This window comes from Anabaena sp. WA102 (assembly GCF_001277295.1).
GTDB lineage: Bacteria > Cyanobacteriota > Cyanobacteriia > Cyanobacteriales > Nostocaceae > Dolichospermum > Dolichospermum heterosporum.
In genome coordinates this window covers 381,294-398,655 of the sequence record NZ_CP011456.1, presented here as the reverse complement: position 1 = coordinate 398,655, position 17,362 = coordinate 381,294, and the positions used below count along the sequence as shown (strand labels likewise).

Annotated in this window: 11 protein-coding genes; 2 read left to right on the top strand and 9 right to left on the bottom strand. The window is 38.5% G+C overall.

Annotated elements, in window-relative coordinates; translation table 11 throughout:
- Positions 1 to 23: 23 nt before the first annotated feature.
- The 3 genes from AA650_RS01565 to AA650_RS01555 all read right to left on the bottom strand — a co-directional run bounded on the left by AA650_RS01565 (position 24) and on the right by AA650_RS01555 (position 5,889).
- Entirely contained in the window at positions 24 to 1,043 is a 1,020-nt protein-coding gene (locus tag AA650_RS01565) for a dihydroorotate dehydrogenase-like protein (RefSeq protein ID WP_053537696.1), read from the bottom strand.
- A 287-nt stretch (positions 1,044 to 1,330) separates the two neighbouring features.
- Positions 1,331 to 4,927 (bottom strand): pyruvate:ferredoxin (flavodoxin) oxidoreductase, encoded by a 3,597-nt coding sequence (nifJ, locus tag AA650_RS01560; RefSeq protein ID WP_442853951.1) that lies wholly within the window; start codon positions 4,925 to 4,927, stop codon positions 1,331 to 1,333.
- Between the two features lie 725 nt (positions 4,928 to 5,652).
- Complete coding sequence (locus AA650_RS01555) at positions 5,653 to 5,889, bottom strand: HetP family heterocyst commitment protein (protein ID WP_039200363.1); 237 nt, start codon at positions 5,887 to 5,889, stop codon at positions 5,653 to 5,655.
- 1,282 nt (positions 5,890 to 7,171) lie between these two features.
- Between AA650_RS01555 and AA650_RS01550 the strand changes: the two genes are divergently transcribed.
- Positions 7,172 to 9,589: a sucrose synthase gene (locus tag AA650_RS01550; protein WP_053537695.1), complete on the top strand. Its 2,418-nt coding sequence runs from the start codon at positions 7,172 to 7,174 to the stop codon at positions 9,587 to 9,589.
- Between the two features lie 195 nt (positions 9,590 to 9,784).
- Positions 9,785 to 12,676, top strand: coding sequence for a beta-phosphoglucomutase (pgmB, locus tag AA650_RS01545; RefSeq protein ID WP_053537694.1), 2,892 nt, complete (start codon positions 9,785 to 9,787; stop codon positions 12,674 to 12,676).
- 36 nt (positions 12,677 to 12,712) lie between these two features.
- Here pgmB and AA650_RS01540 read toward each other — a convergent pair whose 3' ends face one another.
- From AA650_RS01540 to AA650_RS01525, 6 genes are all read right to left on the bottom strand, one after another.
- On the bottom strand, positions 12,713 to 13,156 hold the full coding sequence (locus AA650_RS01540) for an SRPBCC family protein (protein WP_039201249.1): 444 nt from the start codon (positions 13,154 to 13,156) through the stop codon (positions 12,713 to 12,715).
- A 6-nt stretch (positions 13,157 to 13,162) separates the two neighbouring features.
- Complete coding sequence (locus AA650_RS27475; protein ID WP_199924361.1) at positions 13,163 to 13,294, bottom strand: alpha/beta hydrolase; 132 nt, start codon at positions 13,292 to 13,294, stop codon at positions 13,163 to 13,165.
- Positions 13,291 to 13,413, bottom strand: coding sequence for an alpha/beta hydrolase (locus tag AA650_RS29245; RefSeq protein WP_148766923.1), 123 nt, complete (start codon positions 13,411 to 13,413; stop codon positions 13,291 to 13,293). The genes AA650_RS27475 and AA650_RS29245 overlap by 4 nt, the downstream gene beginning before the upstream one ends.
- Before the next feature lie 149 nt (positions 13,414 to 13,562).
- Positions 13,563 to 15,017, bottom strand: a complete 1,455-nt coding sequence (zds, locus tag AA650_RS01535; protein WP_053537693.1) for a 9,9'-di-cis-zeta-carotene desaturase — start codon at positions 15,015 to 15,017, stop codon at positions 13,563 to 13,565.
- Positions 15,018 to 15,212: 195 nt separating this feature from the next.
- Entirely contained in the window at positions 15,213 to 15,383 is a 171-nt protein-coding gene (locus AA650_RS01530) for a CopG family transcriptional regulator (RefSeq protein WP_190384048.1), read from the bottom strand.
- Positions 15,384 to 15,718: 335 nt separating this feature from the next.
- Positions 15,719 to 17,335, bottom strand: a complete 1,617-nt coding sequence (locus AA650_RS01525) for a DUF6930 domain-containing protein (RefSeq protein ID WP_053537691.1) — start codon at positions 17,333 to 17,335, stop codon at positions 15,719 to 15,721.
- Positions 17,336 to 17,362 lie beyond the last annotated feature (27 nt).

The window sequence follows — 17,362 nt, the reverse complement described above, 5'->3', positions numbered from 1 at the left end:
CTGCGCCCAGTCAGGAGTCAGGACTAAGATGGTGTATAAACTCTACCCGAATCCGGGTTATAGGTTTGCAAAGCCTTCATATATTGAGCGCGTTCAAAAGCACTAGGATTAGGACATTTTAACTGGCTCATAGTACCTTGCATTTGCTTTACAGATTCATATTCATGGGTTTTCATCCATTCCCGTAGGTCTTTTTCTAAACACTGAATATGGTTAATTCCCTCTCGTAATAATACAGAACACAACATAGTTATATTTGCTCCCACCATTAACATTTTGATCACATCATGGGCATTGTGAATACCGCTAGTTGCAGCCAAACTACCCTGAATATGACCATAGAGAATGGCTATCCAGCGCAGGGGTAAACGCATGGCTTGGGGGGTACTTAAAAGTACATGAGGTTCGACTTCTAAATTTTCTAAATTAATATCTGGTTGATAAAACCGATTAAATAATACTAATCCATCAGCCCCGGCATGATCTAAACGTTTAGCAATATTCGCAGTATTAGTAAAGTAAGGACTGAGTTTTACGGCTACAGGAATAGTAACGGCGGCTTTAACAGATGTGAGAATATCAAGATAATTTTGCTCGATATCATGACTACTTAAATCTGGGTTAGTGGGAACATAGTAAATATTTAATTCTAGTGCTGATGCTCCTGCTTCTTGCATGAGTTTACCATATTTAGTCCAACCACCGACTGAAGAACCATTCAAACTAGCAATAATGGGAATATCCACCTTTTCTTTAGCTTTGCGAATATGGTCTAAATATTCTTCTGGTCCGACTCGGAATTTAGCAATATTTGGGAAATAGGTTAAGGCTTCTGCAAAACTTTCTGTACCATGGCTTAAATGATGATAAAGTGCGGACTTTTCTAAGTTTAATTGTTCTTCAAATAGCGAGTGCATAACAACAGCACCTGCACCTGCATCTTCCATTAATTTAATATTATCAATGTCTTCGGAAAGTGGAGACGCGGAGGGAATTAGGGGAGATTTTAATTCTAAACCTAAATATGTGGTAGTTAAGTTCATAAATTTGGTAATGGGTAATTTTTTCTTTCTGTCTCCTGACTCCTGATATTAATTCAATTAAGATAAGTAGGTTGGCGTTGAAAATTGTCGTTATGGCAAGGCAAAAGGCAAGAGGCAAGAGGCAAGAGTGAAGAGGGTTTGGGCGATTTTACGTTTCTTTACACAGTTTGGTTTTATTGTGTTCACCTACTTAAATGAACCACAGAGGCACAGAGGACACAGAGACAGAAAATCTCAAAAAATTTGGCGCATTTTCACAAAGAAACGGTATGACTCGTAATTTAGCTTTATTGTAATTTCCTGGCGGCTAAATATTGGTACATTTGCCAACGGGTGTTAACATCGAGTTGGGCTTCTTTGAGGAGTTCTTTTGCTGTTTCTGAGTTAATTTTAGTTAACATTTTGAAACGGTTTTCCATGTACATGGAATTTTCTATTGGTATGTGAGGGGTGCGAGAATCGAGTTGTAAGGGGTTTTCTCCCTGTTTAATGCGGTCGGGGTGATAGCGATATAATAACCAGCGTCCAGAGTCTACAGCAGCTTTTTGATTTCGCATGGCTGTACTCATGTTGATACCGTGAGCAATACAATGACTGTAGGCAATAATTAATGATGGACCTTCGTAAGCTTCGGCTTCTAAGAAAGTTTTCAGGGTTTGTTCATCTTTTGCGCCCATTGCTACACTAGCAACATAAACATTACCGTAGGTCATAGCGATTAAACCTAAGTCTTTCTTGGTTGTAGGTTTACCACCTGCTGCGAATTTTGCCACTGCACCTTTAGGGGTAGATTTGGACATTTGACCGCCAGTATTAGAGTAAACTTCTGTGTCTAAGACGAGAATATTAACGTTGCGTCCACTAGCGATTACATGATCTAATCCACCATAACCAATATCATAAGCCCAACCGTCACCACCAATGATCCAAACGCTTTTTTTCACTAAATAATCAACGAGGGATTGAAGATTTTTGAACGCAGATAAACGCAGATAAACGCTGATAGAATCCTCTTTCATCTGCGTTAATCTGTGTTCATCTGCGGTGATAATTTCTTTTAATTTTCCTTTGAGAATAGCAATTCGTTCTCGTTGAGAGTAAATATCGGATTCGTCTTTTTGTTCAGTGTTGAGGATTTCTGAGACTAAGGTTTCACCTATGTGGGGTGCAAGTTGTTGGAGTAAATAAGCGGCAAATTCGGCTTGTTTGTCTATGGAAACCCGGAAACCTAAGCCAAATTCGGCGTTATCTTCAAATAGACTGTTAGACCATGCTGGACCCCTACCTGCGGCGTTTTTTGTCCAAGGTGTGGTGGGTAAGTTACCACCATAGATAGAGGAACAACCGGTGGCGTTGGCAACGATCATGCGATCGCCAAATAATTGTGTTACAAGTTTAATATAAGGTGTTTCTCCACATCCAGCACAAGCACCAGAAAACTCAAATAATGGTTCTTGCATCTGTTGTTGATTAATATGATTTAACTTTAAATTCCGTCTATCTGGGTTAGGGAGATTTAAGAAGAAATCCCAATTTTCTCGTTCTTGTTCTCGCAATGGTTTTTGTGCTGCCATATTAATGGCTTTTTTGCGCGGTTCGGCTTTATTTTTGGCGGGACAAACATCAACACAAATACCGCAACCTGTACAATCTTCTGCTGCTACTTGAATGGTAAATTTTAAATCATGCCAATCATGTTCTTTTGCATTGACACTTTTAAAAGTTGTTGGGGCATTTTCTAATTCTTCTGGTGCATATACTTTAGCGCGAATGACACTATGGGGACACACCATCACACATTTACCACATTGAATACAAACGTCAGCATCCCAAACCGGAATTTCTTCAGCAATATTGCGTTTTTCCCATTTAGATGTTCCTGTGGGATATGTACCATCTACAGGTAATGCACTCACAGGTAAATCATCACCTTCACGGACTATCATTTTCCCTAATATATTGCGGACAAATGCAGGGGCAGTATCGGGAATTGAGGACATTCTTATATTTTCCTTTTCTCTGTTCCCCGTTCCCCGTTCCCTAATTTCATAGAGATTTTCCAAGGTTTTATCAACTGCTTGGATATTCATTTGTACAAGTTCTTCACCTTTTTTACCGTAGGTTTTACGAATAGATTTTTTAATTTGATCTATAGCTTCTTCTCTTGGTAAAACACCGGAAATGGCAAAGAAACAAACCTGCATAACGGTGTTAATATGTCCACCCATTCCCGCTTCACGGGCGACTTTGTAGGCATTAATGACATAGAATTTGATATTTTTGTTAATTATCTCTGTTTGCATTGCAGCAGGTAATTTATTCCAAATTTCATCTTTATGATAATGTGAATTTAGTAAAAAAGTGCCACCAGGAATAATATCTTTCAATATGGGAAATTTTTCTACAAAGTCCCATTGATGACAAGCGACAAAATTAGCTTTAGTAATTAAATAAGTAGAATGAATTGGTTGAAAACCAAAACGCAAATGAGAGACGGTAACTGAACCAGATTTTTTAGAATCATAAACAAAATAACCTTGGGCAAAATTATCTGTTTCTTCTCCAATGATTTTGATAGAATTTTTATTTGCCCCTACTGTACCATCTGCACCCAAACCGTAGAAAATTGCCCTAACTATATTGTCGGCTTCTATATTAAATTCGGGATTATATGTTAAACTGTTATGAGTAACATCATCATTAATCCCCACAGTAAAATGATTTTTTGGTTTCTCCACATCTAAATTATCAAATACCGCTTTTACCATTGCTGGTGTAAATTCTTTAGATGATAAACCATATCTACCTCCCACAACTTTAATTTTGTGAAGTTGGTTTTCTGCCAAAGCTGTAACTACATCTATATATAAAGGTTCACCAATTGCCCCTGGTTCTTTTGTTCTATCTAAAACGGCAATTATTCGGGTTGTTTTGGGCAGAGAATTAATAAATCTTTGGGTGTCAAAGGGACGATATAATCTAACTTTGATAATTCCCACTTTTTCACCTTGTTGATTGAGATAATCTACGGTTTCATGAACTGTTTCGCAACCAGAACCCATGAGAATAATTATTTTTTCTGCTTCTAAATGTCCATGATAATCAAATAGTTGATATTGTCTACCCGTCATTGCGGCAAATTCATCCATTACCTGTTGAGTAATATCTGGACAAGCGAGATAAAAAGAGTTTACTGTTTCTCTAGCTTGAAAATAAACATCAGGGTTTTGCGCCGTTCCTCGTAATACCGGGTTATCAGGTGTTAAAGCCCGTGAACGATGGGCAATTACTAAGTCTAAAGGAATAAATTTTTGTAAGTCTTCAGTTGTTAATATTTCTATTTTATTGACTTCGTGGGAAGTGCGAAACCCATCAAAAAAGTGTAAGTAAGGAATACGAGATAATAAAGTTGCTTTTGTGGAAATTAGGGCAAAATCATGGGCTTCTTGCACAGAAGCAGCACACAACATGGCAAAACCAGTAGTTCTTGCAGCCATGACATCACTATGATCTCCAAAAATGGATAAAGCCTGGGCTGCAAGCGATCGCGCCGCAATATGAAATACTGTAGGTGTAAGTTCACCGGCAATTTTGTACATATTTGGTAGCATCAACATTAACCCCTGAGATGCTGTAAATGTGGTTGTCAGTGAACCCGTTTGTAAAGCCCCATGTACAGCACCCGCAACCCCCCCTTCACTCTGCAACTGTACCACCGCAGGAACAGTTCCCCAGATGTTCGGTTTTCCCTCACTCATCCAAGTATCAGACCATTCCGCCATCGGTGAAGATGGTGTAATCGGGTAAATGGCAATAACTTCGTTTAATTGGTAAACGACTTTAGCCACAGCTTCATTACCATCTATAGTTGCAAAGGTTTTCATTTTTATATTCCTTAACCTTAAATAACTACCAAAACATACAGTCAGGAGGTAGGGGCGCAGGGCCTGCGCCCAGTCAGGATTCAGGAGTAAAACTAGCTTGCTGTCTGGCTTTGAACTTAAATCCTCTACCTCATTAATCTGTAATCTGCTGTAGATCATTCAATAATTAGGCGTTGCTGATTAAGGGTATGAATTTCAGTCTCACGCAAAGGCGCAAAGACGCACTGAGGTTTGAGTTTTAAAGGTTCAATTTGGGAATTTCATACCTCAATTCAGCAACCCCAATAATAATTATAGGATAGTTCGTAAAAAACCTCCCCATACTAAATGTAGCATGGGGCTAGATAGGAACAAAATCCCAAATTAGAGACTTCCAAATAAAAAAATGTCCCAAAACTGATGCAGAAATTCTTTCTCTGTGTACTCTGTGCCTCTGTGGTTCGTTTCTTAGGATAATTTATTTCTTGGAAGTCTCTTATTAGTTTTAGGGAATAACTTTCTGCTGAGTTACTCTACCTTTTGGCTTAGAGGTTGTTTGAAAACTTTTTCGTGTGGGATCTGACACCCGCAGATCCCCCTAAATCCCCCTTAAAAAGGGGGACTTTGAGGAATTTAGCCCCCCTTTGTAAGGGGGGTTGGGGGGATCTCGATTAATTCTGATACTTTTCAAACATCCTCTTAGTAATTGACATGAATCTTTGTAAATATGACTATTCACAAAAGACTCAAATATCTGCTTTTGGTTTACTAGCTGTTCCAGAACCTTGACGGTTTTCTTTAATTAATCGGCTGTAAGTCCGTTGAGGGATATAGTGAATTGGATTGTAATCAATACAACGTAAAATCAGCACACAAGCCCAAGAATACCGTCCATCAGCAATAGCTTCAATGATATGATTGAACTGTTCGGGAGTGATGGCACTATGAAAATCGTTCTGAGCAGAAGAAGCTTGATAGTTCATAACTAACCCTGATCTAATCTTGTAGGATTGAAAGTTAATAATTCGTAAATATTCAGAACAGACAATCTTTTTAGTCCAAACTAATCAGACTTTTATAGTCAAGTTTAGGAGTTCTACTCCTGATTTGACAAGCCTTTTAAGTCCTGACTTTTGATCTCCTAAATTCCGAATAATAGGGAGAAATCAAGGGGATATTTGGGCAATCACAGCAATATATACAGATGATATGCACAGGATTTAATTCTCTTGGTGAATAACTTCGATATCTAAATTCGAGTATAGCGATAACTTACCGATTAAATATCAATGTTATTTGTGGTTATAGGAGAATTTTATTAATTTTCTGTGAGGTTTAGTGAGCAGTGCTATCCATTCAATTAGTGATATCTCATTGGCAATTTGTAATCTAAATAGATTAAATCCTGTAATTTTTGAGTGTATAAATTGAAAAAATCACTGAACACATTACCCTTGTGTTAGTAAAAATACAGGTAAATTTCTAGCATTGTATGCCCAGGTTGGTTATTTGGTAAAAAATAGGAAATACAGATATTCGTATTATGACACTATTTAAATAGTCATACAACATTGAGATATTTCCTGTCTATGGTTTTGTAAATACTCCTTGTGACACTATTATATGCAGAATACTATGTTTCCCGTAACTAGTGAGCCAAATTGGCACTTTGTTTATATAAATACTACAGAAAATATCGGTTACAAATTACGAATTAAATGACTATTTAAATACTGTCACAAGGGGTATTTACAAAACTGTAGGTAAAATGTACTTCAGTGTTGCATGACTATCTGAATACTGTCACAAGCAGTGTTTACAAAGCATTAAATCAAAATTGATTTAGCGTGTATGACTATTCAAATAGTGGCACAAGGGATATTTACAAAATTAAATCTGGCATAAGGTCACAAATTCATTTTCAATTTTTTGGCTAGATTAGTTACACCTCATCACGACATACTCAACCTACAAAATTCGTTGAGGATATGAGTATTCATGTTTTGCTGAATTGAGTAATATTTGTATATGTAATATTTAATTCTTATTTTAATGGACTCTTAAAGAAGTGTCACAAGTAAGATTTACAAAATGGTAATTAATATACTTCAGAACTATGCTGTAGCGAATAGATATTTCTCTATCTATAAGATGATTTTAGGGTTCATCCTTTAGTTAGAAGTAAATGATTGAGTAACTTATTTACGATTAACTTGGCACAGCATATCAATAATTCTGACTTTCGCTAGAGTTTGGTAATATAAAATGTATAAATTAGCGCAAACTATTGTTAACAGTGATGAAAAAAATGCTTTAGGTGAGTTTATCTTAGGATTGGGTAATAATCATAAACGTTACTTTCTAAGAAACGAGATTTTACAAGCCTTTGCAGATTATTGTCACCAATTCCAAAAACCTGCTTATTTTTATCACTCTTCCTCACTAGGAACATTTATTCAGTACACCCATGAAATAATTCTGGATAGTGAAAATACTTGGTTTGTCCTTAGACCAAAAATTGCGAGTCAAGAAGTATGGTTATTAACCGCTGATTTGACCAAGTTTGACTTAATGACACCCAAAGCATTATTAGATGTGAGCGATCGCTTAGTCAACCGTTACCAACCCCACATTTTAGAAATTGATCTTCATCCCTTTTACCCAGCAGCACCAAAAATTAGTGATTCTCGAAATATCGGACAAGGTTTAACCGTTCTCAATCATTATTTTTGTAATCAATCATTGACAGATCCTGAATATTGGATTGACGCATTATTTCAATCACTACAAAGATTAGAATATAATGGCATCAGCCTATTAATTAGTAATCACATTCATTCAGGATTACAACTAACCAAACAAATCAAACTAGCTTTAGAATTTGTTAGTCATTTATCCCCCGATACACCATACATAAAATTTGGTTTTCATCTCCAATCACTCGGCTTAGAACCAGGTTGGGGTAACAATGCAGCCAGAGTTAGAGAAACCTTAGAACTTCTCGAAAAACTCATGGATAATCCCGAAGCTGCTATTTTAGAAACCTTTGTTTCTCGCATTTGTGCAGTTTTCCGCGTCGTCCTCATTTCCATCCATGGTTGGGTTGCACAAGAAGATGTTTTAGGAAGAGATGAAACATTAGGACAGGTTATTTATGTTTTAGAACAAGCCCGCAGTTTAGAAAACAAAATGCGAGCAGAAATTGAACTTGCAGGTTTAGATACATTAGGAATTAAACCCCATATCATTATATTAACCCGACTGATTCCCAATTGCGAAGGCACATTTTGTAACTTACCATTAGAAAAAGTTGATGGTACAGAAAATGCTTGGATTTTGCGCGTTCCTTTTGTAGAATCTCAACCAGAAATTACCAACAACTGGATTTCTAAATTTGAAATTTGGCCTTACTTAGAAAAATTTGCTCTGGCTGCCGAAACAGAACTTTTAAAACAATTTCAAGGCAAGCCAAATCTAATTATTGGTAATTACAGTGATGGTAACTTAGTCGCTTTTATTCTCTCCCGAAAAATGAAAGTTACCCAATGTAATATTGCCCATTCCCTAGAGAAACCTAAGTTTCTATTTAGTAACTTATATTGGCAAGATTTAGAATCACAATATCATTTTTCTGCCCAATTTACCGCTGATTTAATCAGCATGAATGCCGCAGACTTTATCATCACATCGTCCTATCAGGAGATTGTCGGTACACCAGATACAATGGGACAATATGAATCTTATAAATGTTTCACCATGCCCAACTTATATCATGTAATTGATGGCATTGATTTATTTAGTCCTAAATTCAACATGGTTCCCCCAGGAGTTAGTGAAAATATATTTTTTCCCTACAACGAAACAACCAATAGAGAATCCCACCGTCGTCAACATATCCAAAATCTGATTTTTCAGACAGAACACCCACAAATTCTCGGTAAATTAGAACATCCTCATAAAAAACCGATATTTTCTGTTAGTCCTATTACCTCAATCAAAAATCTCACAGGTTTAATTGAATGTTTCGGTAAAAGTCAAGAATTACAAGAACAATGTAACCTAATTTTATTAACCAGTAAACTGCATCCAGATTCAGGAACAAACCCAGAAGAAGTTCAAGAAATAGAAAAAATTCACGCGATTATTCATCAATATCATCTTCACCATAAAATTCGCTGGTTAGGAATGCGTCTTCCTTTAAGCGATATCGCGGAAACCTATCGTGTAATTGCCGATTTTCAAGGAATTTATATTCACTTTGCCCTTTATGAATCCTTTAGCAGAAGTGTTTTAGAAGCAATGATTTCTGGATTACCAACTTTTACAACTCAATTTGGTGGTTCATTAGAAATTATTGAAAATCACAATAAAGGATTTAATCTCAATCCCACAGACCTAGAAGGAACAGCCAAAACAATTACTAATTTCTTAGAAAAATGCCATAATTATCCAGAATATTGGCTAGAAAATTCTCAATGGATGATTGAGCGCATTCGCCATAAATATAACTGGAATTCCCACACAAATCAACTGTTGTTATTAGCCAAAATGTTTAGTTTTTGGAACTTCGTTTATCCCGAAGATAACGAAGCTAGAGATCGTTACATGGAAAGTTTATTTCATCTCCTTTATAAACCTATCGCCGACAATATTTTATCAGAACACATTCATCAGCAAAAATAAAAATTGTAGGTTGGGTAGAACGAAGTGAAACCCAACATTTACAGAAGTTTGTTGGATTTAATTTACAGGAGTTTGTTGGATTTAATTTACAGGAGTTTGTTGGGTTTAATTTACAGGAGTTTGTTGGGTTTCGTGCCTCAACCCAACCTACGTAAATTTTAAATATAAAAAAACAAAAATAACTAATCCAAAATCATGGATAAAAAAGACCAGTTTCGTAACCTTAGCTATACAGACTGGGTATTAACTGAAACCCAGTTTAATCCCGAATATTTGCACAGCCGAGAAACCATTTTCACCATAGGTAATGGCTATTTAGGCACAAGAGGAACATTTGAAGAAGGCTATCCCCGTGCATTATCAGCGACATTTATTAACGGTGTTTACGATGATGTTCCCGTAGTTTACACCGAACTCGTTAACTGTCCAGATTGGCTACCATTAACAGTTATAATTGAGGGAGAACGCTTTCGCCTTGATCAAGGTAAAACCTTAAAATATCACCGTAAACTAGACTTACATCATGGCATTCTCAGTCGTTGCTTACGTTGGTGTAGTCCCAATGGCAAAGTTATAGATATCCATTTTGAACGCTTTGCTAGTTTAGCTGATCAACATATAGTAGGACAAAGTTGCCAACTAACACCAGTAAATTTTGATGGTTTAATTGAAATTCAAGCAAGTGTAAACAGCTATTCAGAAAATCAAGGATTCAATCACTGGGAAGGATTAGATCAAGGTAAAACTACACAAGGATTCTGGTTGCATAGTCGCACTCGTAATAGCCGCATAGATTTCGGTATAGCGGCAAAAATAAATATTTCGGGAAATAACACAGACTTCCAAATTAATACCACTCCTGGTTATCCTAGCCTGAATGCAACGGTGATAAGTCAATTTCAACAGACGATTACTATAGTAAAGATTGTGAGTATTTTCACATCTAATGAAGTTGCAGAACCAGTTGCAGCCGCTAAAGAAAAACTCGTAAGTTTACCAGATTACATAACCTTAATTGATGCCAATGCCCAAGCCTGGGACACAGTTTGGCAACAAAGTGATATTATTATTGAAGGGGATATTACAGCGGCTTTTGCAGTGCGTTACAATCTGTTTCAGTTACTAATTGCTGCACCTAGAAATAATCATCAAGTTAGTATACCAGCAAAAACCCTATCCGGCTTTGGTTATCACGGTCATATCTTTTGGGATACAGAGATTTTTATTCTGCCATTTTTTACCTTTACCCAACCAAATTTAGCCCGTAATTTACTCAGTTACCGTTATCATACTTTACCAGGAGCGCGACGTAAAGCCGCCCATTATGGGTATCAGGGGGCGATGTTTGCTTGGGAAAGTGCGGTAACTGGAGATGAAGCCACACCGCGCTGGTCACTACGAAGTGACTTTTATGCCGAGGATATCCGTATATGGTGTCGTGATCGAGAAATTCATATTAGTGCGGATATTGCTTACGCCATTTGGTATTATTGGCAAGTGACAGAAGATAATGAGTGGATGCGAGATTATGGTGCGGAAATTATTTTAGATACCGCCATTTTCTGGAGTAGTCGAGTTGAATTTAATCCCCAATTAGAATGTTATGAAATTCGTGGAGTTATTGGTGCAGACGAATATCACGAATCAGTCCATAACAATTGTTTTACAAATCGGATGGTTCAATGGCATTTAGAAAAATCTTTATTCATCTATAATTGGTTGCATTCCACTTTCCCAGAAGTAGCTATAAAACTTGAGCAAAAATTACAAATCACCTCCGAAGTCCTCACACATTGGCGAGGAATGATCGCTAAAATTCTCATTATTCACAACCCAGAAACCTTACTAATTGAGCAATGTGAGGGATTTTTTCAACTAGATGATATTAACTTAGCCGCTTGTGAACCGCGAGAAAAATCCATCCAAACTATTTTGGGGATGGAAAAAACCAATCAAGGACAAGTAATTAAACAACCAGATGTATTAATGCTTCTGTATTTGATGCGAGAATCTGGTGATTTTCCCTACAATCAGTCAGCATTACAGATAAATTGGGACTATTACGCTCCCCGCACAGATATTAGTTATGGTTCTTCCTTGGGACCTGCCATTCACGCCATTTTAGCCGCAGATTTGGGCAAATCACAGGAGGCTTACGAATGCTTTATGCAAGCGGCAATGGTAGATTTAGAAGATAAACGCGGAAATACCCAAGATGGGATACATGGCGCTAGTGCTGGAGGCATTTGGCAAGCTGTAGTATTCGGTTTCGGTGGTATTCAATTTCGGGAAAATGTCCCAGTCGCCCATCCTCACTTACCCCCAACTTGGACAAGGCTGAAATTTAAGTTACAGTGGCATGGTAAATGGCACGAGTTTGATTTGCGTCAGGAATTACCAAAGGCAGGAAAAACTAACATCCGGGGCGTGATTTTTGATTTAGATGGCGTGTTGACTGATACCGCAGAATATCATTACCAAGCTTGGCAAAAGTTAGCTAATGAGGAAGGTTTATTTTTTAATCGAGAAATTAATGAATCCTTGCGGGGTGTATCTCGTCACGCTTCTCTGATGTTGATTATTGGTAATAGAGAATATTCAGAAGTGCAAATTCAGGAAATGATGGCTCGGAAAAATAATTATTATGTAGAACTAATTCATAATATTACACCCGCAGATTTATTACCGGGGGCTGTGGCTTTGTTGGCTGAATTGCATGAAGCTGGGATCAAAATCGCCATTGGTTCTGCTAGTAAAAATGCCCGCATGGTGATTGAAAAATTGGGAATTGGTGATAGGGTAGATGTTGTTACTGATGGTGATACTGTCCAAGCTGCCAAACCAGCACCAGATTTATTTCTTAATGCCGCCAACCAGTTAGGAATTCCCCCAGATGAATGTGTGGTTTTTGAAGATGCAGCCGTAGGTATTACAGCCGCTAAAGCAGCAAATATGTGGGTAGTAGGCTTGGGACCAGAGGAGAGGGTAGGGGATGCTGATGTGGTTTTGCCTAGTTTAGCAGGAGTCAAATGGGATGAACTGATTAAGAATTTGTTTCACGCAGAGGCGCAGAGGCGCAGAGAGTAATGGGAGAATGAATTTTTTTGACGTTCAATTTTACACTTAATTGGTTTTCACATTCAAGGCATATTCTTTAAACCTTTCCAAATCTGCCTGGATTGTGGATTCTACCACTTTTCCTAAAAATAAGTTATCCATAAGTTTACCAATTAATCCAGGAATAGCATAGGAAACTGTCATTTTCACAACACTCATCTCATGACGATCATAAAACCGAATAGCCCCTTGATTTGGTAAACCATCAACCGATTCCCATTGAATAATTTGATTAGGAATCATTTTAGTAATTCGGGATTTCCAAGCAAATTCTAACCCTCCTGTACTTAGTTTCCACAGGGAAATTTCTGGGTTATCTGGAGAAATTGTCACCGAATCAATCCATTTCATCCATTTAGGCATTTGCTCTAAGTCAGACCACAATTCCCATGCTAGTTCTATGGGAATTTCTACTTCTACTTGGACGCTGTGTTCTAACAATTCACTCATAGGATTTTAGATTTTAGATTTTAGATTGGTAATGGGTAATTGGTCATTGGTAATTGGTAATTGGTAATTGGTAATTGGTAATTGGTAATTGGTAATTGGTAATTGGTCATTGGTCATTGGTAATTGGTAATTGGTCATTGGTCATTGGTCATTGGTAATTGGTAATTGGTAATTGGTAATTGGTAATTGGTAATTGGTAATTGGTAATTGGTAATTGGTAATTGGTAATTGGTAATTGGTAATTGGTAATTGGTCATTGGTCATTGGTAATTGGTAATTGGTCATTGGGTGATTAAACTGTTCCCTGCTCTCCCTACTCCCCCTACTCCCCCTACTCCCCCTACTCCCCCTACTCCCCCTACTCCCCTACTCCCCCTACTCCCCCTACTCCCCCTACTCCCTACCCCTATTTCTTCCCACTTTCAAGGATTACTTTAGCCGCACGTTTTCCAGAAACTGTTGCTCCTTCCATACTGTCAATATAATCTTGTTGTGTGTAACTTCCAGCTAGGAAAAAGTTAGGAACAGGTGTTTTTTGATCAGGACGATAGACATCCATTCCTGGTGCTTCTCTGTACAAAGACTGAGCTAGTTTGACGACACTGTACCAAGTCATGTTTAAGTCTCTTGAAGAGGGAAATAGTTCATGCACTTGTTTGAGGACGTGATTAGCGATCGCTTCATTACTTTGTTTAATGAAAGGATCTCCCGGTGTCAATACCAGTTGTAACAATGAACCCTCTCCAGGACGATAATAATCGGCGGGACTAGTTAAAGCCAAATCAGCAAAACAGGAAAAATCAGCATCAGCGGTATACAATAAGTTATCTATACCTGCTGCCTGTAAGGGTGGTGTCACTCCGCCTTTACCCCGTTTTTCCTCATCTTGTAGTTCTGTCACCCAACCATCAAAACGTAGCTGTACTGTAGCGACGGGGACAGCATCTAGCTTATAAATGTTATCAAATTCTGGCCATTTCCGCCAAGGTTGGGGTAAAACTCGTTGAATTCCCGGAACATCACAAGCACATAGATAAGCGTCAGCAGTGATCACTTCTTCTGTATCACCTTGGGCAACTAATATCCCTGTAACTTGGGTTTGTTCTCCAGACTCAGCAAATTGAATTTCTCTGACTTGACGACGGGTGTATATTTTTGTGCCTCTTTCTTCTAAATACTTAACAATAGGTTTGTGTAAATATTCATGAGGTGAACCTTCGAGCATTCGCAGAATTGAAGCTTCTGTTCGAACAGCAAAAAACTGGAAAATTGTCAACATACACCGGGCGGAAATATGATCACAATCTATAAATCCCAAGGCGTAAGCAATAGGATTCCAGAGACGTTTGATGCTGCCTTTACTGCCTCCGTGACTGTAGAACCAGTCGGAAAAACTGATTTTATCTAATTTGCGAATAGTTTTCATTGCCCCATCAAAGTCTACCAAACCTTGAACTATTGGGCTAGTCCCCAGGGCGATCGCATTTTGGAATTTATCCCGTAACGAAAGTTGAGAAGTGGTAAAAAACGCCTTTAATCCATTAAAAGGCGCACCCGTGAAAAAGCGAAAATCTAATGCCCCAGTTTGTCCACCTTTATTGATAAAAGTATGACTATGTTCCTTCAAGCGTAAATTATCACCAGCCCCCACTTTCTCCATCAACTCAAACAAATTGTAGTAGCAGCCAAAAAAGACGTGCAGCCCCATTTCAATATGGTTGCCGTCACCATCTACCCAACTGCTAACTTTACCCCCCACAAACGGACGAGACTCGAAAATTTCTACTTCACAGCCAGCATCTACTAAATCTACAGCAGTTGCTAACCCTGCTAATCCCGCACCCACAATTGCAACGCGCATTCCCTCTTCCTTGTTCAGTTTCTTTACAAATTGTAACTGAATTAGTCAGTTGTCATTAGTCAGTTGTCAGTTGTCATCAGTAAAATTCCTCTCCCCAACTCCCCAACTCCCCAACTCCCCAACTCCCCTACTCCCCCTACTCCCCTACTCCCCCCACTCCCCCCACTCCCCCAACTCCCTACTCCCTGTCGTCTATCACCCTCCTGTCACATCTTCCCCTTGAGGGAGACTTCTAATCAGTTCTCGAATCACATCTGTTGCTGGTCTACCTGTCTGTTGACAATATTTTTCTAGTTTTTCCGCTTCTTGTGTAGCTAGATTCACTGTTATGCGTTTAACCGCCCATTTCTTGTTTGTCATTATCATGCACTTTGCTGTATATTAACTTGATTTAGAGAGTCTGGTCACTCAAAACAAAAATGAGACTATGAAAGTTAGTCTGAATTAAAAATGTAACAAAAACACTAATCTTATTTAAAATTTTCAGTTTGTCAACTACTTACCCAAATAAATTTGGCGATAACCTTGCTTGAATACTGGAAATTCCTGGTAATTTGAGCCTGATTGCCATTGATTCGACCTATCAATGTGTAAATAGGGAACAGGGAAGAAAATAGATCAGGACAATCTTACAAAAACAAAATTGGATTGTTATAGATATCCTGTAATTTAATTTATAAATTCTAGGTATATCTATTTATTTAGTCAACCGTTTCCAAGCCTAATTCTTCCGAGGAAAGTACATGAGCTTCTAATAAAGCCATCATATCTCTTAACTGGGGATTACCACGAGAAGTTCCAGTCAATCCTTTGGCAATAATTAACCCACAATATCCTTGAGTATTTTGACACCGCTGATGCCATTTTCGCTTGGCTTCTATATGCACTGGGTCGTCATCTAAAAATTGCCCAAACAAAAATAATTCACTGTTATGCGTTTGCAATAAACCTAAGTCGTATAGATCATCATCTACTGGATCTGTGACGGTGTGAAAGCAGATGGCGTTTAATCCTCCAGCGGCTTGAATATTTTCAATAATCCCTTTAGCTTTGGGACGGGAGGTTTGAATGACAATCACAGGTAAACCATCACCGACTTGTTCAAATTCCCCTGCTGCTTGGTAATTAGGTGCTTGACGCAGGTAATCTAATGTTTCCCAGGGTAAGACACCCAAACTCATGAAAGCATCTTCTGGGATTAAGTCGTCTCTTAATGCTTCAAATATGGAATCATCTTCGTCGTCTTCATCTTCGTCATCTAAATCAAAACCAGCCATTTCCTCTAGTTCTGCTGTCAACTCTGGCATGGTAGAGACAGTGACAGTTAAGGATTTGCGATTGTTGCCGGGTTCTGGTAGAGAAATTCGATAACGTTGGCTCAGGGTAAGAAAATCTTCGTCGTATAATTGCCGATGGTGGTCACGGAGAAACCGCAATAAACTTTCTACGGCAACAAAACTGAGTAGTGCTTCTTCTTCATACAAAACGGAACGTAACCCTTCTAGGGGGTGAATATTGCCGAAGGTGGGTTGAATTTCGGACAGGGGCATTTGTGCCAAATTACCCGGATCATCATCTTCGTTGTCATGCAGGGAGTCAAATGTGAGAAATAGGCAATCTTGTTTGAGGAAGGCTTCTTCTAAATCTTGATTTAGTTCATCTTCGTCAGCTAAAACAGCAGCCCGAAACCGTTTGAGGGAATCTTCCGAACGATAAAACAAAATGCCATATTCAATGCCCAACATTCCCATGACGGAGGCATAAAGTTTTTCTACATCCCATTGATTGATTTCTATGGATAAAATTTGCTGTTCTTCTAGAAATCTCCAAGGGGCAGTTTGCCAGACTTCTAAGGCTTTATCATGGAGGAGTTTCGCGTATTTGGGTGGTAAGTCGGGAGTTTGGCTATCAATGACTTCGGCAAAAGAGCGAAATAGCTCGTCAATTATGGGTAATTCCGGTACGTAGTCAATGGCAATGTCTAAATCCTGTAAGACTCCGCGCAGGTAAAATTGAATTTCCCGATCGCGCACAACTATTCTTTGTGGTCTACCGGGTTTGGCTGGGCTTTGGGGATGTTCTATTGCCCGCATGAGGGTACGCACAATGGCTTCTGGACCCAGGGCGGGATCTATCATGTCTATGCCTCTAACAATGCCTTCTGAGGCATCTACCCAAAGAATGCAGTCTCCTTTGGTATCTGGATCTGTAAATGGGGTGTGTGGTGATGACAGTGGACGGCGATCGCCCTCCCATACAGAAGGAATCTGGGTTAATTTCTGCAACCGGCGACTGGTAGAGCGATTAAAACTTGTCATAGAGTAAGTGAATCAAAACAAAGCGAT

What these genes read in the sequence shown, in the direction of transcription:
- pgmB (WP_053537694.1), top strand. Translation starts at nt 9,785, where the DNA reads ATGGATAAAAAAGACCAGTTTCGTAACCTTAGCTATACAGACTGGGTA.
- AA650_RS01550 (WP_053537695.1), top strand. Translation starts at nt 7,172, where the DNA reads ATGTATAAATTAGCGCAAACTATTGTTAACAGTGATGAAAAAAATGCT.
- AA650_RS01530 (WP_190384048.1), bottom strand. Translation starts at nt 15,383, where the DNA reads ATGATAATGACAAACAAGAAATGGGCGGTTAAACGCATAACAGTGAAT.
- AA650_RS27475 (WP_199924361.1), bottom strand. Translation starts at nt 13,294, where the DNA reads ATGACCAATTACCAATTACCAATGACCAATGACCAATTACCAATTACC.
- AA650_RS01555 (WP_039200363.1), bottom strand. Translation starts at nt 5,889, where the DNA reads ATGAACTATCAAGCTTCTTCTGCTCAGAACGATTTTCATAGTGCCATC.
- AA650_RS29245 (WP_148766923.1), bottom strand. Translation starts at nt 13,413, where the DNA reads ATGACCAATTACCAATTACCAATTACCAATTACCAATTACCAATTACC.
- nifJ (WP_442853951.1), bottom strand. Translation starts at nt 4,927, where the DNA reads ATGAAAACCTTTGCAACTATAGATGGTAATGAAGCTGTGGCTAAAGTC.
- zds (WP_053537693.1), bottom strand. Translation starts at nt 15,017, where the DNA reads ATGCGCGTTGCAATTGTGGGTGCGGGATTAGCAGGGTTAGCAACTGCT.
- AA650_RS01565 (WP_053537696.1), bottom strand. Translation starts at nt 1,043, where the DNA reads ATGAACTTAACTACCACATATTTAGGTTTAGAATTAAAATCTCCCCTA.
- AA650_RS01525 (WP_053537691.1), bottom strand. Translation starts at nt 17,335, where the DNA reads ATGACAAGTTTTAATCGCTCTACCAGTCGCCGGTTGCAGAAATTAACC.
- AA650_RS01540 (WP_039201249.1), bottom strand. Translation starts at nt 13,156, where the DNA reads ATGAGTGAATTGTTAGAACACAGCGTCCAAGTAGAAGTAGAAATTCCC.